The 19,565-nt window shown below is 36.8% G+C and carries 15 protein-coding genes and 1 other annotated feature; of the genes, 11 read left to right on the plus strand and 4 right to left on the minus strand.

What is annotated here, in order from left to right; all coding sequences use genetic code 11:
* Positions 1-102: 102 nt before the first annotated feature.
* The 3 genes from MHI57_RS21555 to MHI57_RS21565 form a co-directional block, all read right to left on the minus strand.
* Positions 103-681 (minus strand): YdhK family protein, encoded by a 579-nt coding sequence (locus MHI57_RS21555; RefSeq protein WP_095370189.1) that lies wholly within the window; start codon positions 679-681, stop codon positions 103-105.
* 100 nt (positions 682-781) lie between these two features.
* Positions 782-1,453 carry a response regulator transcription factor gene (locus tag MHI57_RS21560; RefSeq protein ID WP_340978169.1) on the minus strand — a complete coding sequence of 224 codons (672 nt, stop codon included), beginning with the start codon at positions 1,451-1,453 and terminating at the stop codon, positions 782-784.
* Positions 1,428-2,804, minus strand: coding sequence for a HAMP domain-containing sensor histidine kinase (locus MHI57_RS21565; RefSeq protein ID WP_340978170.1), 1,377 nt, complete (start codon positions 2,802-2,804; stop codon positions 1,428-1,430). The genes MHI57_RS21560 and MHI57_RS21565 overlap by 26 nt, the downstream gene beginning before the upstream one ends.
* 138 nt (positions 2,805-2,942) lie before the next feature.
* Here MHI57_RS21565 and MHI57_RS21570 point away from each other — a divergent pair, with 138 nt between their 5' ends.
* From MHI57_RS21570 to MHI57_RS21585, 4 genes are all read left to right on the plus strand, one after another.
* Positions 2,943-3,152, plus strand: a complete 210-nt coding sequence (locus MHI57_RS21570) for a hypothetical protein (protein ID WP_157733767.1) — start codon at positions 2,943-2,945, stop codon at positions 3,150-3,152.
* 578 nt (positions 3,153-3,730) lie between these two features.
* On the plus strand, positions 3,731-4,621 hold the full coding sequence (locus tag MHI57_RS21575) for a cation diffusion facilitator family transporter (protein ID WP_095370184.1): 891 nt from the start codon (positions 3,731-3,733) through the stop codon (positions 4,619-4,621).
* A gap of 158 nt (positions 4,622-4,779) precedes the next feature.
* Positions 4,780-6,504, plus strand: a complete 1,725-nt coding sequence (locus MHI57_RS21580; protein WP_307317663.1) for an ABC transporter ATP-binding protein — start codon at positions 4,780-4,782, stop codon at positions 6,502-6,504.
* Positions 6,497-8,308, plus strand: a complete 1,812-nt coding sequence (locus MHI57_RS21585; protein ID WP_322910012.1) for an ABC transporter ATP-binding protein — start codon at positions 6,497-6,499, stop codon at positions 8,306-8,308. The genes MHI57_RS21580 and MHI57_RS21585 overlap by 8 nt, the downstream gene beginning before the upstream one ends.
* Positions 8,309-8,495: 187 nt before the next feature.
* On the opposite strand, the gene MHI57_RS21590 is transcribed toward MHI57_RS21585, so the two are convergent.
* Positions 8,496-9,899 carry a sigma-54 interaction domain-containing protein gene (locus MHI57_RS21590; RefSeq protein ID WP_340978171.1) on the minus strand — a complete coding sequence of 468 codons (1,404 nt, stop codon included), beginning with the start codon at positions 9,897-9,899 and terminating at the stop codon, positions 8,496-8,498.
* A 217-nt stretch (positions 9,900-10,116) separates the two neighbouring features.
* Between MHI57_RS21590 and pruA the strand changes: the two genes are divergently transcribed.
* From pruA to aspS, 7 genes are all read left to right on the plus strand, one after another.
* A complete protein-coding gene (gene pruA / locus MHI57_RS21595) occupies positions 10,117-11,664 on the plus strand; it encodes an L-glutamate gamma-semialdehyde dehydrogenase (RefSeq protein WP_307317657.1) in 1,548 nt (515 codons plus the stop codon).
* 77 nt (positions 11,665-11,741) lie between these two features.
* Positions 11,742-12,941 (plus strand): ornithine--oxo-acid transaminase, encoded by a 1,200-nt coding sequence (locus MHI57_RS21600; protein WP_095370179.1) that lies wholly within the window; start codon positions 11,742-11,744, stop codon positions 12,939-12,941.
* 406 nt (positions 12,942-13,347) lie between these two features.
* The gene (locus tag MHI57_RS21605; RefSeq protein WP_095370178.1) at positions 13,348-14,436 is read left to right on the plus strand and encodes an amidohydrolase; all 1,089 of its coding nucleotides are present in this window, start codon (positions 13,348-13,350) and stop codon (positions 14,434-14,436) included.
* A gap of 32 nt (positions 14,437-14,468) precedes the next feature.
* Complete coding sequence (gene nhaC, locus MHI57_RS21610; RefSeq protein WP_095370177.1) at positions 14,469-15,896, plus strand: Na+/H+ antiporter NhaC; 1,428 nt, start codon at positions 14,469-14,471, stop codon at positions 15,894-15,896.
* A gap of 67 nt (positions 15,897-15,963) precedes the next feature.
* Positions 15,964-17,079: a mandelate racemase/muconate lactonizing enzyme family protein gene (locus MHI57_RS21615; protein WP_095370176.1), complete on the plus strand. Its 1,116-nt coding sequence runs from the start codon at positions 15,964-15,966 to the stop codon at positions 17,077-17,079.
* Positions 17,080-17,084: 5 nt separating this feature from the next.
* Entirely contained in the window at positions 17,085-17,792 is a 708-nt protein-coding gene (locus MHI57_RS21620; RefSeq protein ID WP_370873372.1) for a GNAT family N-acetyltransferase, read from the plus strand.
* A gap of 51 nt (positions 17,793-17,843) precedes the next feature.
* Positions 17,844-18,076 (plus strand) — a binding site (T-box leader).
* Between the two features lie 116 nt (positions 18,077-18,192).
* Positions 18,193-19,497 (plus strand): aspartate--tRNA(Asn) ligase, encoded by a 1,305-nt coding sequence (aspS, locus tag MHI57_RS21625; protein WP_416337102.1) that lies wholly within the window; start codon positions 18,193-18,195, stop codon positions 19,495-19,497.
* Positions 19,498-19,565 lie beyond the last annotated feature (68 nt).

The following is a 19,565-nucleotide window of genomic DNA, read 5'->3' on the forward strand; positions in this document are numbered from 1 at the left end:
GAAAAAGCAAGTCCACATAACTCTTGGCGATTGCTAAAAGATATGTGGACAAGATATTATGCTATGATTCAACTTTTGATTATACTAGAGCCGATTTGCTTCTTATCTTTCTAATTCGGCTTCCGTAACCCATTTATGGTTTTTGACTTTTTCCACACCAGTGGTTGGCGTATAGTCAATCATATAAACGGTTGTGTCTTCACTTGAAGCGATTTCTACTTCTGCGCCCTTCATACCTTCCATATGATCAGCAGTAGTCACAGCGGTTTCTCCCTCTTGTAATGGTGCTTCACCTGGTTCTTCAAGCTCTTCATGAATAATCCATTTGTGATTTTTCACAGGGTCACCACCAGAAGTAGGGGTATAGTTTACTGCATAAGCTGTTGTATTATAGGCGCCAACAATCTTTGCCTCCGCACCTTCCATGCCTTCCATATGTCCATTTTTTATTGTAACTGTAGAGCCCACAGCGTAAGTGGGTTCATCCGCTTTTTCTAGGCCTTCCGGGATTTCACCATCACTAGAATGATCCATTCCTTCATGGTCCATCTCTTCATGATTCATTTCTTCTTGTTCGTTCGTTTCATCATTAGTTGGTGATGAATCATTGTTGTTAGTACAAGCAGCTAAAAATACCATTGCCAACAAGGCAATTATTCCAACGGTTAGTTGCTTTTTCATTTAGGTCATCTCCTTTAATGGATTTGCAATTATTATAAATCGTAAATTTGCAGATTATATGAAGGAATATTGTCTTCTTCATTCTGAACAAAAGGAAAGATTATGATACCCATTTATATCCAATTCCCCATACGGTTTGTAAATGCTGATCAATAGGGAAGTCGACTTCACGTAGCTTTTCTCTTATATTTCGTATATGTGAATCAACTGTTCGATCTTCGATATATACACCGTATCCCCAAATTTTCGTAATGAGATGTTCGCGAGAGAAAACATGATTTTGATGAGATAAAAAAAGCTCAAGTAACACAAATTCTTTTTGCGTGACAGGGATTTTTTTCTTTTGATAGTAAAAATCATAGGATTCCTTATTTAACTGTAGTTCTTTAAATATGATTTCACTGCCAATTGATTTTGTTCTTCTTAAGACAGCTTCGATTCTAGCGATAAGTTCTTCTTCATCAAATGGTTTTGCAATATAATCGTCGGCACCAATGGTTAGCCCCTTGACGACATCTGGTTTACTTCCTTTCGCTGTTAACATAATAATCGGCACATCACTTTGTTGTTTAATCAATTGACATAGATCCCACCCGTCCATATCAGGCATCATTACATCAATGATAACTAGTTCAATAGCGTGATCTTCCATATAATTAAGCGCACATGCACCGGAAGTTTTTTTTATACAAGAAAACCCGTTCTGTGATAAATATAGGTCTAATAAATCAAGCATCCGCATTTCGTCATCTACTAAAAGTATCTTTCTCATTTAATACCGCTCCTTTTAACATGATAGTAAAAGTTGTCCCGGTTTTTGAGTTGCTTATGACAGTAATCTCACCATTATGGGCGTTGACTAATTCTTTCACAATCGAAAGACCAAGACCAGAACCTCCTTTACCTGAATCGTTGCTATATGTTCCACGATAAAAGCGTTTAAAGATATGTGGGAGATCTTTTTCTTGAATGCCACTTCCGTTATCAATAATTCTTAAGTATAAATCTTTTGTATTCGTCCATATTTTTAATGTTGTTTCCGTAGCTGTTTGACTATATTTCAAAGAATTATCCAAAAGGTTATAAAGCATTTGTTCTACTCTAGCAGAATCGATATTCACATTAATATCTTTTTGGGGCATTTCCACATGTAATCTCATGGATTGATGCAAGAAAGCTGGTTCAAATTTATGATGTAAATGGGCTATGAATTCGCTTAACTGAATGGTTTGTTTCTTCATTTCAAAGCCGTATTGATCTATTTTTGCTAATTCAAATAAGTCTTCTACTAGTGTATTTATTCTTTTGGCTTCTTCCTGAATGATGGATAAATATTTATCACGTTCTTCAATGGAGAGATTCTTTCTTTGAACAATGTCAGCATATCCTTTAAGGTAAGTGAGCGGTGTTCTTAATTCATGAGAAATAGTAGCTAAAAATTGACTGCGTTCTTCCTTTAAATGCATTAACTCACTTGCAAGTAGGTTGATGGTTTTTGCTAGTTTACCAAGTTCATCATTTCCTATATCAGGTAGAGATATGGAGAAATCGCCACTTTTTATTTGTATCGTGGCTTCTTTCATCTTATTAAGCGGTCGAACTAAAGCGATAGAAAGCAATATTATAATCACAATCGTTAAGATAGCTGTGATTAATCCGGTAATAAAAAAATGATTATTTAAACGATCAATCAGTGTTTGAATAGAATCAGTGTTTTGGAACATGAAAACGTATCCTTGATTAGGAATAGAGCTTACAGTAACAATATAGGGTTGATTTTTCCAATCATTTTCTACGACACCGTTTTGTAGCTTCATTCCTGATGAAATTATTTTTTTTAAATCAATTGAAAGTGAGGAAGCAAGTACACTTCCCTTTAAGTTTGTAACCATCACATCCGTATTGGCTTCCTTTTCCATTAGGGCTACATGCTCAATTGTATCTGCTTCAAAACTTGTCTTTAACGTATCTCTATGAGCGTCTCCCCTAGATTGTAAGGCAAAAAGTTCCTCTTCCACTCGCGACTCAACTAAGGAAGAGTGAAGAAAGAAAAATAGAAAGAGTTCTAAAGTAAATATAATCAAGAAAAATATAAGTCCTAGTTTTACGGATAAATTCTTCATAGCATCACCTATCGCATATTATAGAGAATAGTTGTGGAGAATGTGTGCAGAGTGACTTGTCATATCTTAGCTTGTTTCGTACATAAGTATAGAGCAGAAAGCAAAAGAATAGTCACTTTCGGAGTGGAAGGTTGTGAAATGATGTACCGTGGTAAAAATAAATTCACCTCAATTATTATCGTGCTTGCTTTAACACTAATGATATATTTAATTATGAATGTATTTAAGCATACCGATGTCTATATCGTATATCGAGCAGGAATTGGGACATTTGTAATCACGGGGTTTATCATTACTGCAATTGTTGTTCTATATATAAAGGGAAATTCATTTGGTAAAAGACGATAGAAAGGGAGAGGTAATTCAAGTTTAAAAATTTAAGTACTTCCTGTATGCCTAAGTTCCTTTTATTGTCCTTGCATACTTTATCATATGCTGGTTGAAGATTGGCATGGAGAATAAGTAACGGAGATTTACTCAAAAGGGTTTGTATTTGTTCAGAACTCAAGAAGAGAAAAATAGCTAGAAGTTTTAGCATATTGGCACACGAGAAAAGGAATGTACGACATGATACGTGGTGTATCATATGCATATCTAATCTAATACAAAGCAAGATTTTGTCTTGCCATACTTAGAGGCTTCCAAATATTTAGTTGGAAGCCTTTTTTGTGTAGATATAAATTAATCTTCAACAATTATAAGGGGTTCAATCTATGTATGAAAGGTGTGATTCTGGAGACATTATGTGAATACGATGCAGGGGCTAGGAGGATTGTAGATATGTTTGGATTACCGATAAAATGTTTGCCTCTTTCAACATTTTTTTATTATCCCTATTTAAATTCAATTAGCCAAAAAGGTTGCTATAGACCCACTCGACTAGTGATTGCTATGATAAATATAGCTATTGAAGGGTGTGTTTTTTAGTGGATGAACAAAAATATAAGAATTTAAAAATTGGTGAAAAAGGTGCAAAGTTAAGTATTATTGTCTATATAATACTATCGGTTTTTAAGTTGACCGTTGCCTATATGACAAACTCAGCTGCGCTAAAAGCAGATGGATTAAATAATGTGACAGATATTATTGCGAGTATTGCCGTATTGGTGGGCTTAAGAATTTCACAACGGCCTCCCGATAAAGATCATAAATATGGACATTGGAAGAGTGAAGCAATTGCCTCCTTGATTGCTGCTTTTATTATGTTTGCTGTAGGTGCAGAGGTAATTATTGGAGCGTTTTCCTCTTTAGTAAATCAAACATCCGAAGCTCCTAATGCGATTGCTGGATATGTGGCTTTATTGGCTGCTGCAATAATGTTTGTTGTGTCTACTTACAACCAAAAGTTAGCAAAAAGCATTGATAGTAAATCACTATATGCAGTGGCAATGGATAATCGCTCTGATGCTCTTGTTAGTATTGGTGCTGCAATTGGTATATTTGGATCTCAACTTGGATTACCTTGGTTAGATACTGTGACAGCTGTAATAGTTGGGTGTTTGATTGTTAAAACAGCTTGGGAGATCTTCAGGGACTCTACACATCAATTAACAGACGGCTTTGATGAGGATAAGATTGAGGAATATGAAAATGCCATTCATGCGATTGAAGGTGTGAAAGAAATAAAGGAAATCAAAGGGCGTTTGTATGGAAATAATATCGTTGTAGATGTGATTATTTGTGTAGAAGGAACGATGGATATTAATCTTGCCCATGATCTTGCTACATTAGTTGAAAAAGAATTAATCGAGAATCATCATGTTTATGATGTCCATGTTCACGTTGAGCCTCATGAAACTTGTGAAGATGGGGGCTAATCGTAAATAAAAGAAGCTCATCTGAATAAATTCGGGTGAGCTTTTTTACTATTGTAGAACAAAACAATTTACAAAAGGGGAAATTCTAATTGACCAAATACAGTCAGTAAGCGTTAAAATAATTAAGTTAGAACAACAAGAAATAGAGGAGAGAATGGATGCAATCATTTGGAAAATTATTAAATTACATAAAGCCATATTGGTTTTTTGCTTGTTTGGGCCCTTTATTAATGTTTATTGAAGTAAGTATGGATTTACTTCAGCCCACAATCATGCAACATATGATTGATGACGCAATTGCTAATAATAACACGGAGCTGACGATTCAGCTTGGTATTTCTATGATCATTGTCGCCATCATCGGATTAATTGGTGGGATTGGTTGTTCTATTTTCAGCACAAAAGCTGCTGTCCATTTTTCAACAGACATAAGAAAGGATGTATTTAATCGTATTGTCCAATTTTCAAGTAGGGACGTGGATCGATATGGTTCGGGTAAGCTCATAACGATTGTAAGTAATGATATAAGTGTTTTACAGCGTGCGATATTAATGACGTTGAAAGTTTTTGTAAGGGGACCATTATTGTTCATAGGTAGTGTCCTAATCGTCTTTTTTACTGCAAGAGAACTCTTTCCAATTGTTATGATTGCTGTGCCGATCTTATTTATTATTATTATTTATTTCACAAAAAAATCAGCAGCTTTATTTAAAAAAGTGCAAGAAGCAATCGATGTCATCAATACGCGCTTACAAGAAAATTTAGCCGGTATTCGCGTTGTTAAAGCATTCGGAAGGGAAAACTTTGAAAAGAAGCGCTTTGCCGAAAAAAACAGCATGTTAACGAAGGTCAATATTTCAGCAGAACAATTGATTGCTCTCATGATGCCATTGTTGCTTTTTATTGTGAATTTAGGCATTGTGGCTGCTTTATGGCTTGGTGTAATAAAGGTTGATGGAGGAGCAATTGAAGTGGGAGCAATCCTTGCTTTTATAAACTATATGACAATTATTATGAATGGCTTGATGTCCAGTAGCCATGTGTTGATGTTGATAACAAGAGCTTTCCCTTCAGCTAATCGCATACAAGAAGTACTCACGGTTGAGCAAGATATGGTTGACGGTGAATATACCATTGTTAATCAAAAAGAGGATCATTTACTATTTAAAGATGTTGCTTTTAGTTATAGCAAAAATGGGGAGTATGTGCTGAAAAATTTGAACTTCACTATTCAACGAGGTAAGACATTAGGAATCATCGGTCCAACTGGTAGTGGAAAGACAACGATAGCCAAACTAATTCCTCGATTGTATGATGTCGATCATGGGCAAATCTTTTTGAACGGTGTTGATATAAAAAATTACACCAAAGAAACGTTACGGAAACAAATCGGTTTTGTCAGCCAACGTGCACTATTATTTTCTGGTACTATTGCAAACAATTTAAAAGATGGGAAAACCGATGCATCACTAGAAGAAATGAAACAAGCGGCAAATGATGCATGTGCAGTCGAGTTCATTGATAAATTGGATGAAGGTTATGAGTATGAAGTGGCGCAAGGAGGGAAGAATTTTTCCGGTGGTCAAAGACAAAGACTTTCCATTGCTAGAGCATTTATTAGGGAGCCAGACTTGCTCATTCTTGATGACTCAACATCCGCCGTTGATGCACTATCTGAAAAGAAAATTCAACAAGCATTAAAGCAGCGTCATTCGACGAAAATTATTATTTCATCAAAGATATCTTCCATAAGAGAAGCTGATGAGATTCTTGTTCTTCATGAGGGTGAGGTTGTGGCTAAAGGTAATCATGATACGTTGTTAGAAGAAAGTGGAGTGTACAAGGAGATTTACCAAACACAAGGGGGAGCCGGCCATGAATAATCAACCAAAAGAACAAAAAACACTAGATTTTGGCCGAGGACCTAGCCGCATGAATGGGAAAGGTGCAACACCGAAAAAATTTACAGGGACATTGCTACGTATATGGCAGTATATGAAACAACAAAAGTTAAGAATGATACTTGTTGTTTTTATGGTGTTATTATCAACTTTATTTACATTAGCTGGTCCTTATTTAATCGGTGTCATTATTGATGATTATATTTTAAAAGGTGATATTACAGGTACCATTGTCATGTCCGCCATACTTGCATGTATATATATCCTTATATCTATTACCACATGGGCACAAGCGCTCATAATGGTAAATGTGTCATTATTAACAATAAAAAAAATCCGCCAGGAATTATTTGATCAGCTCCAAAGTTTATCATTGAAATTTTTCGATAAGCGTTCTTATGGCGAATTAATGAGTCGAGTAACAAATGATATTGATCAATTACATGCAGCACTTAGTCAAAGTGTGATTCAAATAGTTTCATCCGTTTTAACAATTACCGGGGTAGCGATAGCGATGATTGCTTTAAATGGTGTGATGGCCATTGTGGCATTCTTGGTGATTCCACTTATGTTTTTAGCAACTAAAGCGATTGTGTCTTATAGCAGTCGTTATTTTTCTGCGAGACAGCGAGATCTTGGCGAAGTGAATGCGAAAGTGGAGGAGTCCATCTCTGGATTGGAGATCATTTCATTATATGGCAAAGAGGATGATGTTCTTACTTCTTTTAATTATCAAAATGAGTCGTTACGAACTTCTTCTATTCGTGCTGAAATATCTTCAGGATTTCTTGGCCCAGTGAATAATTTTGTGAATAACTTGGGGTTAGCCTTTATTATATTTACAGGCGCGTTACTAGCGATTGTAAATATGGCTTCGATAGGGATGATTGCATCATTTGTGACGTATTCTCGCAATTTTTACCGTCCAATTAATCAGTTGTCAAATTTGATTACCACCTTCCAATCCGCCATTGCTGGTGCAGAGCGTGTATTTGAAGTTTTAGATGAAAAAACTGATATAGTTGATAGGCCCAAAGCTTTGAAGGTGTCTGCATTGTTAGGAAATGTTGAATTTAGGAATGTTTCTTTTGCTTATGAGAAGAAAGAGGTTTTATCATCGCTTAATTTTAGTGTGAAAGCTGGAGAGACCATTGCCATCGTTGGTCCAACTGGTTCGGGTAAAACAACAATCATTCAATTACTCGCTCGTTTTTATGATGTTACAAAGGGTGCAATCTATATTGATGGTGCAGACATAAGAGACTATGAAATCCGTCTACTTCGTAAAAATATCGGAATCGTCCTACAAGATTCTTATTTATTTTCTGGAACAGTTATGGAGAATATTCGTTATGGGAAGCTTAAAGCAAAAGATACAGATGTAATAGAGGCAGCCAAGCTTGCGTCAGCTCATGCCTTTATAAAACATCTCCCTAAAGGATATGATACGTTAATAGAAAGTGGCGGCAGCAATTTAAGTCAAGGTCAAAGGCAGCTTCTTTCTATCGCAAGAGCTATGCTTTCGAATCCCAATATTCTAATTTTAGATGAAGCCACATCGAGTATTGATACACAAACCGAAATTCATATTCAAAAGGGATTAGCACAATTAACGAAGGGGAAAACGACATTTGTCATTGCCCATCGCCTCAAAACAATTGAGAATGCCAATCATATTATGGTCATTAAGGATGGAGAAATCGCTGAACAAGGGACTCATCAGCATTTGTATAATCAAAATGGTGTTTATGCAGAAATGTATAACCAGCAGTTTTTAAGTCACTGATGTTATATACATACAATAATAAGGTGAAGGATTAAACGAGCACAAATGATAAACTTGTGTTATTTAATCACATATTGTATGAATGCGAATTTAAGGTGTCTTCATCTTAATCAATATCTTATGTAGAGAGGATTGTTCGTCCAAAGGAGGACCAACATCCTCTGTTTTATTTAGAACATGCTATTAGTCATGTTAAACGGTGTTTTTTTATCCTGTATTGTAGATTTTGTCTACTCATACCAAGTTCTTTTGCCGTATTGGTAATATGGTGCTGGTTTCTTATAAGTGCTTGTTGAATAAAATGGCGCTCGGCTTTTGTTAAATAGTCATTTAAAGTGTGGCCAATGTGTTCTTGCTTATTACTGTCGACAGGGTGATCGAATACTTTCTCTTTTTTTAAGAATGGTTGGGATTGTAATCGATGTCGATAATGAAAAGGTAAGTGATGATAGGTAATCGATTCTTCATATTCGATTAAGTTCATTGCGCCTTCAATAAGATGCTCTAGCTCTCTGACATTACCTGGCCATTCGTAATGAAAAAGGTTTGATAAAAGGGATGAATCAATATCTTTTACGCCCATTGCAAACTTCTCATTGTACTTATGAATGAAATGGTATACCAGTTCCTCTATGTCTTCTCTGCGCTCTTTTAACGGAGGGATGGATAAAGAAACAACACCTAACCGATAATATAAATCTTTTCTTAAATGTCCATTCGTAATTGCATCAATCGGATCCTCATTGATTGTAGCGATAATACGGACATTAAATGAACGGTCTCGTGTATCTCCCACCCGCCTTACTTTTTTCTCTTGTAGAACTCTCAATAATTTTGCTTGTAAGTGAATATTTAAAGAATTAATTTCATCCAGTAGAAGTGTACCACCTTCTGCTTCTTCAAATAATCCAGGCCTTTCGATTGCTCCGGTAAATGCCCCTTTTTTTGTGCCAAAAAGCAAGCCTTCTATCAGATTATCTGGTATGGCTGCACAGTTTTGCGAAATAAATGGTTTATGTGCCCGCTCACTTGCGTTGTGAATACTCTGAGCAAATAGTTCTTTTCCTGTACCTGTGTCACCGATGATTAAGATAGAAGAATCCGTACGCGTTGCTCTTTTGCTTGCTTCGATCACTTCAGTTATGGCTGGACTATGACCAATGATACTTTGGAAAGTAAAGCGAGTTTCTTCTCTTTGTTGTCTATTCTCTCTGATTAACTTTTCTAATCTTGTAATATCACGGGCAATCTCCATTGCGCCAATACGCTCGTTTTCGAATAAAATAGGTAAAGTATGATTAACCGTAGTAATTTCTAGTCCTTGATTATTGTAATAACTTTGCTTTGCGTTCTCGATTTTAATGCCTTTTTCAACAGCTTCAAGCAAACGACTTTCTTCATTATGTTCAAATGAAAAAACATCATGTAAGTTTTTATATAGTACTTCGGCTTTAGCCATCCCTTCAATTTCAGCCATTTTCCGGTTATAAATGACCGTATTTCCGCCTTCATCAACGACATGGACACCAGCGTCAATTTCATCTAAGACTTTATCATAATAGTAATTCATTCGTTTTAGAAAGTTGTTCATGAATGTCCCCCCTGTAATTATTTATTATACACATTCGCAAAAATATTTTGCAGAAGATAGAAAAATATTTTTGCGAAAAGAAAAATATTTTTGCACCCAATAGGACGAAAATATTGTTAATTCACATTTTTAGTAATTGGCACGTTATTTGCAATAATAATGGGGAACGATAAAAATAGAATAAGAGAAATACAATATAGAGTAGGAGGAATTTCGAATGGTACAGCCATATAAACATGAACCATTTACTGATTTTAGCGTAGAAAGTAATCAAGCGGATTATTTAAAAGGACTCGAAACGGTTAAATCCTATTTAGGTCAAGACTATGATTTATTAATTGATGGCGAAAGAATCTCTACAGATGAGAAAATCGTATCTATCAATCCAGCAAATAAAGAAGAAGTTATTGGTCGTGTGTCAAAAGCAAATCAAGCATTAGCAGAAAAAGCAATGCAATCGGCTGTGAGGGCATTCCAATCTTGGCGTAAAGTAAAGCCAGAAACGCGTGCCGATGTTTTGTTTAAAGCAGCTGCAATTATTAGAAGACGTAAACATGAGTTTTCCGCTCTTATGACAAAAGAAGCGGGTAAGCCTTGGAATGAGGCAGATGCTGATACAGCAGAAGCCATCGATTTCTTAGAATATTATGCACGACAAATGCTAGCGATTAAAGATGGTGTACCTGTCAATAGCCGACCGAATGAATACAATCGTTATGACTATATTCCACTTGGGGTAGGAGTTATTATTTCTCCTTGGAACTTCCCGTTTGCCATCATGGCTGGTACAACAGTCGCTGCAATTGTGGCGGGTAATACAGTGCTTTTAAAGCCAGCTTCAACTACACCAATCATTGCGGCTAAATTTGTAGAGGTATTAGAAGAAGCTGGATTACCTAAAGGCGTACTTAACTTTGTACCAGGAAGTGGTGCAGAGGTAGGTGACTATTTAGTTGACCATAAGGATACTCGTTTTATTTCATTTACAGGCTCAAGGGATGTGGGTCTTCGAATTAACGAACGTGCATCGAAACTAAATGATGGTCAAATCTGGATTAAACGTGTGATTGCTGAAATGGGAGGTAAAGACACGATTGTTGTTGATAAAGAAGCTGATTTAGAGCTTGCTGCTCAATCAATCGTCGCTTCTGCTTTCGGATTTTCAGGCCAGAAATGCTCAGCCTGTTCGCGAGCAGTCATTGTAGAAGATGTTTATGATCAAGTACTAGCAAGAGCAGTAGAAATCGCGAAAGATAAACAAGCGGGTAATCCTGAAGATCGAAGTAACTTTACAGGGCCGGTTATTGATCAATCAGCGTTTAATAAGATTATGAGTTATATTGAAATTGGAAAAGAAGAAGGAAAGCTTATGCTCGGTGGAGAAGGCGATGATTCTAAAGGTTATTTCATTCAACCAACGATATTTGCGGATCTAGATCCACAGGCGCGTATCATGCAGGAAGAGATTTTTGGTCCAGTAGTCGGTTTTACAAAGGCAAAAGACTTTAATCATGCAATCGAGATTGCGAACAATACAGAATATGGCTTAACCGGAGCTGTTCTCACGAATAATCGTGAACATATCCAACAAGCAAGAGAAGATTTCCATGTGGGTAATCTTTACTTTAATCGTGGTTGTACGGGTGCAATTGTTGGTTATCAGCCATTTGGTGGTTTTAATATGTCAGGTACAGATTCAAAAGCAGGCGGACCAGATTATATTATGCTTCATATGCAAGCAAAAACAACGTCTGAAATGTATTAAAGTCAATCAAGGTTAGAAAGGGATGATCATCCCTTTCTAGCAATCTATTAATCAAAACTGGAAGGATGTCGATAAAGATGAAAAATACAGTACAAACAAAACACCTGATCGAACAATCTGAAAAATTTGGTGCGAATAACTATCATCCACTACCAATCGTAATTAGTGAAGCTGAAGGGGTCTGGGTAAAAGATCCTGAGGGTAACAAATACATGGATATGTTAAGTGCTTATTCAGCAGTTAACCAAGGGCATCGCCATCCGAAGATTATTCAAGCGTTGAAAGATCAAGCAGAACGCGTGACATTAACATCAAGAGCTTTCCATAATGATCAATTGGGTCCTTGGTATGAAATGATTTGTGAGTTAACAGGCATGGATATGGCTTTGCCAATGAACACAGGTGCTGAAGCAGTGGAAACAGCTATAAAAGCAGCTCGTCGATGGGCTTATGATGTAAAAGGAGTAGCTGAGAACCAAGCAGAAATCATCGCTTGTATAGGAAACTTTCACGGCAGAACGATGACAGCTGTCTCCCTTTCTTCAGAAGAGGAATACCAAAAAGGTTTTGGCCCGATGCTTCCAGGAATTAAGCTAGTTCCTTATGGAGATATTGCTGCGTTAAAAGCTGCTATTACGGAAAATACGGCAGCATTTTTAATTGAACCGATTCAAGGGGAAGCTGGAATTGTTATTCCTCCAGAAGGGTTCTTAAAAGAAGCGCGTGAATTATGTAAAGAGAAGAATGTCTTGTTCATTGCCGATGAGATTCAAGCTGGGCTTGCACGCTCTGGAAAAATGTTTGCTTGCGAATGGGAAGGCGTAAGTCCTGATATGTACATTCTAGGTAAAGCTTTAGGTGGAGGAGTCTTCCCTATTTCTTGTGTAGTTTCAAGCAAGGAAGTTTTGGGTGTCTTCAATCCGGGCTCACACGGCTCAACTTTTGGTGGGAACCCGATGGCATGTGCGGTTTCTATGGCTTCCATTGAAGTGATTAAAGAAGAGAAACTTGTAGAGCGCTCTTTAGAGCTAGGTAACTATTTTGTTGATCAATTGAAGGAAATTAAAAATCCAATGATTAAAGAAGTGCGTGGACGTGGGTTGTTTATCGGGGTTGAGCTTACTGAACCTGCACGTAAATATTGTGAAGCGTTGAAAGAAGAAGGGCTTCTTTGTAAAGAAACACATGATACGGTTATTCGTTTTGCACCGCCACTTATTATTTCTAAAGAAGATCTTGATTGGGCAATTGAAAAAATAGTAAAAGTTTTAGGATAAGACAGTTTTTAATAAATTATTAGAATAATTTTTCTATATATGATATTATCTTAATAATCACTTTAACGCTGTAAGAGGAGAAAGATACAATCAATCACTTTTATCTTTCTCCTAAACCTTTATTTCATGGAAGTTATCAAACTTTTAAAAACGTAAACGCTTTCTTTTTTTAGAAAAATCCTGTTCGCATTTGTTTATTGGTAAAGAGTATTCATTAATAAAACATGATAGTAATATAACTTATTGCAAACAAATTCAGCTAGAGATTTCTCACCAAAGAAGAACTGGCCATACTGTTCATTCGTGAGAAGTCCTTGTACATATGTACAAGGCTTTTTGTGTATCTATAGAGTCAGTCAAAGGTGAATTTTTGTAAAATTTTCTAAAGTCTAAAAGGGATGATTTTATGAACTATAAAGATCAAATTCAAGAATGGTTTAATGAATTTCATAACCATCCAGAACCTAGTTTTAAAGAGTATGAGACAACCAAAAAAATTGTGTCTATACTGAGTGATTTAGAGGTTGATTATCAAACTTTTGGGGATTTAACTGGTGTAATAGCAGAGGTGGGAAGTGGAGATGAAGTAATTGCTGTTAGGTCGGATATAGATGCCCTCTGGCAGCAAGTAGATGGTATGTATCGTGCTAATCACTCATGTGGGCATGATGCACATATGGCTATTGTTTTAGGTAGTATTCTTTATTTGGATAAGCAAGCTTTAAGTAAGCGCATACGTTTTATTTTTCAACCAGCTGAAGAAAAAGGAAATGGATCTCTAGAAATGATTAAGCATGGCGCGATGGAAGATGTCACACATTTGTTTGGCATCCATCTCAGACCACATGAAGAATTATCTTTAGGACAAGTATCCCCATCCATCCATCACGGAGCATGTGTCACATTAGAAGGGAAAATTAGTGGTGAAGATGCCCATGGCGCCAGGCCTCATCAAGGAAGAAGCGCAATTGATGTAATTGCTACGATTTATCAATTTTTAAAGAATATCTATTTGTCTCCGTTTGATGCGTATTCTGTCAAATTAACTAATATTCAAACAGGTGGAGCAAGCTTAAATATCATTCCAGGTCATGCCACCTTTGGTATCGATATAAGAGCGCAAAAAAATGAACAATTAAAAGAGCTACAAACAAAAGTGAGTAAAGGGTTAGGCGATATTGCGACATTGTTTGATGTCGATATTTCATTTGATTGGATAGATTATACCCCTGGTGCAGTCGTCTCTCAACAAGCAGAGGAGATGGCAATACAGGCAATAACAGAGGTATTAGGTTCAGAAAGTGTGGCTCCCCCACTCATTACCCCGGGAAGTGATGACTTTCATTTTTATACGATCAAACATCCAAATGTCCATGCAACAATGATTGGTTTAGGTGCTGACTTAAAGCCGGGATTACATCACCCGCAAATGAATTTTAACCATACAGTATTGGACCAGGGTGCTCGAATAGTAGCAGCCTTGTTGAAAGCATAATTAAAGTGAAAAATATAAATGGGAGGATTTCTATGAAACAGGATCAAAAAATGACATTCGGTATGGCGCTAATTCCATTAGTTGTCATGATAGTAACAATGATGATTGCGGTTATTTATTTAGATCAAGGACCTCATATTCCATTAATTATTGGAACAATTACGGCTGCATTAGTTGCTTGGAAAGCAGGATATAATTGGAAGCATATTGAGGAATCGATGTATAAGGGGATTAAACTGGCATTACCTGCGGTCATAATTATCATGTTAGTTGGTTTAGTCATCGGTTCTTGGCTTGGTGGTGGTATTGTAGCAACAATGATTTACTATGGATTAAAGATTATCACCCCATCTTTGTTCCTCGTCTCTATAACGATTATATGTGCAATCGTTTCTTTATCAATTGGCAGCTCTTGGTCAACAATGGGAACGATAGGTGTAGCGGGAATGGGCATAGGCATGAGTATGGGCATCCCAGCTCCGATGATAGCTGGTGCGATTATTTCAGGCTCTTATTTTGGTGATAAGATGTCTCCGTTATCAGACACAACAAATTTAGCATCCGGCTTAACAGGTACTGATTTATTTGATCATATCAAACATATGTTATTTACAACCGTTCCTGGTATTATCATTGCATTAGCGGTTTATTGGTTCTTAGGCAAAGACTTTGGTAAAGGAGGAGCCAATCCAGCAGAAATTAATCAAACAATCCTTGCCTTACAAGATTCTTTTGTTATTTCACCATGGTTATTACTTGTTCCCCTTGTAGTTATTATTATGGTAGCAAGAAAAGTTCCGGCAGTACCAGCATTAATTGTAGGTATCCTCCTAGGCGTTCTTTGTCAAATCTTTGTACAAGGTGGTTCGCTATCTGAGGCAGTATCAGCTTTACAATCCGGTTACAAAATGGAAAGTGGAAATGAGATGGTTGATGGTCTCTTTAATAGAGGAGGTCTCGATTCGATGATGTACACCGTCTCCATGACGATTGTGGCCATGACGTTTGGTGGAATATTAGAAAATACAGGTATGCTACAAGCGATAGTCAATCAAATCTTAAAGCTAGCTAAGTCAGCAGGTAGTCTTGTTGCAACCACTATTGTATCTGCCTTTGCAACAAATGCGACGGCATCAGAGCAATATATTTCAATTGTTGTTCCTGCAAGGATGTTTTCCAAAGCATATCGCGATAAAAATCTGCATTCAAAGAACCTATCCAGGGCCCTAGAAGATGGGGGAACTTTAACCTCTGTATTTATACCATGGAATACATGTGGAGTGTTTATTCTTGCCACACTCGGAATAGGTGCATTAGAGTATGCACCCTATGCTATCCTGAATTTCATCGTTCCGATTATTTCTATCATTTATGCTTTTATAGGATTTACCATTGTTAAAATCACTGATGAAGAGAAAAGGGCATTGGAAAAAGAAGAAGAAGCATCATTAAATGCATAAACATAATGAAAGAGGGAGCCGAGTTTTTTCTTCGGCTTTCTTCTTTTATTGATAAGGAGAGAGAAATATGAAGATTACATCCATCGCTATCTATGCGATTCGTCTACCATTAAAACAGCCGTTTGTCATCAGTTATCATACATATAAAGATATGCCATCCATTATCGTAAAAGTGGAAACGGATGAAGGTCTCATAGGCTACGGAGAAGCAGTACCTGATGAGCATGTGACAGGAGAAACATGGGAAGGCACTTATCAAGTAATTAAACATACACTTGGACCTGCCATATTAGGTATCAATCCAATGGAAATTGAAAAGGTACATGAAATCATGGACAAGCTCATTTATCAAGCACCTGCTGCTAAAGCTGCGATCGATATTGCTTGTTACGACTTAATCGGTAAAAAACTACAAGTGCCCGTGTATCAGCTCATCGGTGGACGTTACCATGTGCAATTTCCCATCACGCATGTGTTAAGTATTGGTGAGCCAGAAAAAATGGCGACAGAAGCACTGGAACAAGTCTCTAAAGGTTATACATCATTTAAAATTAAAGTAGGTAGAGATGTGAATGGGGACGTAGCAAGAATTAAGGCAGTTGCTGATAGCGTTAAAGACAAAGCCGTTATACGAGTGGATGTAAACCAAGGTTGGCAAACAGCGGCTGCTACTTTAAAAGGAATTAAGGCATTAGAAACGGTAGATATAGATTGGCTAGAGCAACCGGTAAGAGCAGATGATATTGATGGTATGGCATTTATTAGGTCTCATTCAACAGTTTCCCTTATGATTGATGAAGGACTAAAGGGAGCAAGAGAGTTGAAAGAGATTATTCAGAAAAATGCCTGTGATCGTATAAACATTAAGTTGATGAAGTGTGGTGGTATATTGCCAGCAGTTAAGCTTGCATATCAGGCAGAACTAGCCGGGATTGAGTGCCAGGTCGGATCAATGGTAGAATCATCGATTGCTTCAAGTGCAGGTTTTCATGTGTCATTTTCTAAAAAGAATATTACAAGTGTAGAATTAACCGGACCACTGAAGTTTACTAAGGATATCGGTGACTTACATTATGATATTCCTCATATTTCTTTAAAAGATCAACCTGGATTAGGCGTAAATATTGATGAAGAGATTCTAAAAGAATTGACTGTATTTGAAGATGTATTAAAGGAGAGTTGAAGAGATTGAATGTAATCATGAGAGAAATGACAAAGCAAGGCCCATCTTATGAAGTTACAAATCTAGAAGAACAGCATATTGAACAAATTTTACAATTGCAACAAAAGGTTATCCATGCCCTTCCGGATAAAAAAGTATTACAGCCTTTAGCGAAAGAGGAGTTCCTCAATATTTTAAGGGGAAATGGAAAAATGGTTGGTGCTTGGGTCAAAGAGCAATTAATTGCCTTTCGCGCATTGCTAATTCCACCTGAAAATGATCCTGAGCACCTTGGTCTAGATGCTGGTGTAACGGATTTATCCACGGTTATCTATCAAGAAATATCTAATGTAGATCCTATGTATAGAGGGAATAAATTACAGCAAAAGCTTGCTCAAATTTTAATGGAACAATTGAAAAAAGAATCACATCAGTATAGATATGTTTGTTGTACAGTCGCTCCTTTTAATTACCCTTCACTTAAGGATAAGTTTGCCCAAGATATGCAAATCATTGATCTTAAGGAGAAATATGGGGGTAGCCTTCGCTATGTTTTTATGAAAGATTTGCAAGCTACTAAAGTTGTCCAACAAGGAGAAGTGATTGAAATAAAGATGGATGATATCACCAAACAACAGCAATATTTACAGTCTGGTTGGCGCGGGGTGAAAATGATCATAGCAGAACAGGAGACAAAAGTGGTTTACACCCGTTTTAATGAGGCAGATTTATAAACGAAATAGTTTGACATTTAGGGTGAAGCGATGTATCTTAAATAATAATATTCGAGAGCGTTGAGTTGGAGGAGTAGTTTGACACCCTTATTTATAAGAGAGCTGCTTATTTTAGCTGAAAGAGTGGCGATAAGGAGTTAGATGAAAGACACCAATGAGTTCCATCTGAAAAGTTTTTACTAAGTAGGCGTGGACGGTGGCCACCGTTAACGGGCATATAAGAGATTACATTGAATGATGTAATAATTAGGGTGGTACCGCGAGAACCGAGCCTCGTCCCTTCTGGGATGAAGCTCGGTTTTTTTGTGTGATAAGAAAGGGGTGATTCACATGGATAGTGATGATGACGATAACGAAGATACAAACAAAATAATAAGGAGTGTGAATGATGATGTTCAAGATCAATGATGGAATAAGCCGTGTGAATTGCTCCGATGTAATGAAACATGTGAACAGAAAGATTACACTATGTGGGTGGGTTCACCGTGTTAGACATTTAGGAAGAATTACTTTCTTACAGTTACGGGATCGTAGTGGCATCATTCAATGTGTATTAGAGAATGAATTGGCTGAAATGAAACTTTCATTAGAGTCAGTTATTTCTGTACAGGGTCTTGTTGTAAAGACAATGAAAACCGATACGGGTGTAGAGGTAATTGTAGATAAGCTTCAGTTATTAAACACTGCTAATGCACCTTTACCAATTGAATTAAATCAAAAAGAATTAGATGTCCACATGGACATATTATTGAATAATCGTGTTTTATCACTACGGAACCATAAAGAGCATCTCATGTTTAATATAAAGTCGGCAATTGTTGACGCCTTTTCATCTTTTTTACGAAATGAGGATTTTATCCAAATTTTCACACCGAAAATTGTAGCAGCGGGTGCTGAAGGAGGGGCGAACCTTTTCTCAATAGACTATTTTAATCAACCTGCTTATTTAGGGCAATCACCACAATTTTATAAGCAAATGATGGTAGCAGCAGGGTATGAACGAGTATTTGAAGTAGCTCCTGTTTATCGAGCGGAAGAACATGCGACATCTAGACATTTAAATGAATACATTTCCCTTGATTTAGAGATGGGTTTTGTATTTTCGAGCAAAGAGTTGATGGAATTAGAGGAGAATCTATTACGGTTTATTTTTAACACCATTCGGGACGGTTATCAAAAAGAGCTACAAGAAGTCGGTGTAACAATTCCTTTAATTGAAAGAATACCCAGTATATCACTTCATGAAGCAAAGCAAATTTTAGCTCATGAATATCATAAATCCACTAGTGAGATGGAAGATTTGGATCCTGAGGGAGAACGGTTAATTTGTCAGTATTTTTCTGAAAAGGAAAACAGTGAATTAGTTTTTATCACACATTATCCAAAGACAGTTAGACCAATGTATGCCAAGCCATTAGAAAATCACTCATTATACACAGATTCTTTTGATCTATTGTTCAAAGGGATAGAGATTACAACTGGTGGCTTGAGGATTCATGACTATCAAGAATTAATCACTTCAATAGAAGAAAATCACTTAAAAGTTGCAGATTTTGAAAGTTATACGAATGTCTTTAAGTACGGTATGCCACCACATGGCGGTCTTGCAATAGGCTTAGAGAGACTGACAGCTAAAATAATGAATCGTCCTAATGTCCGCTTTGCGTCGGCATTCCCGCGAGATCGGCATCGATTAACCCCATAAGAAAATGCACGAACAAATGCTAAAGGTATAAGTATTTGTTCGTGCTTCTTTATAGAAGGCAAGCTATG

The sequence above is a fragment of the Cytobacillus sp. FSL K6-0129 genome, assembly GCF_038007625.1.
Taxonomy (GTDB): domain Bacteria; phylum Bacillota; class Bacilli; order Bacillales; family Cytobacillaceae; genus Cytobacillus; species Cytobacillus kochii.

Excerpts from the sequence above, each read along its gene's own strand:
- MHI57_RS21555 (WP_095370189.1), bottom strand. The coding sequence starts at position 681 with ATGAAAAAGCAACTAACCGTTGGAATAATTGCCTTGTTGGCAATGGTA.
- MHI57_RS21560 (WP_340978169.1), bottom strand. The coding sequence starts at position 1,453 with ATGAGAAAGATACTTTTAGTAGATGACGAAATGCGGATGCTTGATTTA.
- MHI57_RS21565 (WP_340978170.1), bottom strand. The coding sequence starts at position 2,804 with ATGAAGAATTTATCCGTAAAACTAGGACTTATATTTTTCTTGATTATA.
- MHI57_RS21570 (WP_157733767.1), top strand. The coding sequence starts at position 2,943 with ATGATGTACCGTGGTAAAAATAAATTCACCTCAATTATTATCGTGCTT.
- MHI57_RS21580 (WP_307317663.1), top strand. The coding sequence starts at position 4,780 with ATGCAATCATTTGGAAAATTATTAAATTACATAAAGCCATATTGGTTT.
- MHI57_RS21585 (WP_322910012.1), top strand. The coding sequence starts at position 6,497 with ATGAATAATCAACCAAAAGAACAAAAAACACTAGATTTTGGCCGAGGA.
- MHI57_RS21590 (WP_340978171.1), bottom strand. The coding sequence starts at position 9,899 with ATGAACAACTTTCTAAAACGAATGAATTACTATTATGATAAAGTCTTA.
- pruA (WP_307317657.1), top strand. The coding sequence starts at position 10,117 with ATGGTACAGCCATATAAACATGAACCATTTACTGATTTTAGCGTAGAA.
- MHI57_RS21600 (WP_095370179.1), top strand. The coding sequence starts at position 11,742 with ATGAAAAATACAGTACAAACAAAACACCTGATCGAACAATCTGAAAAA.
- MHI57_RS21605 (WP_095370178.1), top strand. The coding sequence starts at position 13,348 with ATGAACTATAAAGATCAAATTCAAGAATGGTTTAATGAATTTCATAAC.
- nhaC (WP_095370177.1), top strand. The coding sequence starts at position 14,469 with ATGAAACAGGATCAAAAAATGACATTCGGTATGGCGCTAATTCCATTA.
- MHI57_RS21615 (WP_095370176.1), top strand. The coding sequence starts at position 15,964 with ATGAAGATTACATCCATCGCTATCTATGCGATTCGTCTACCATTAAAA.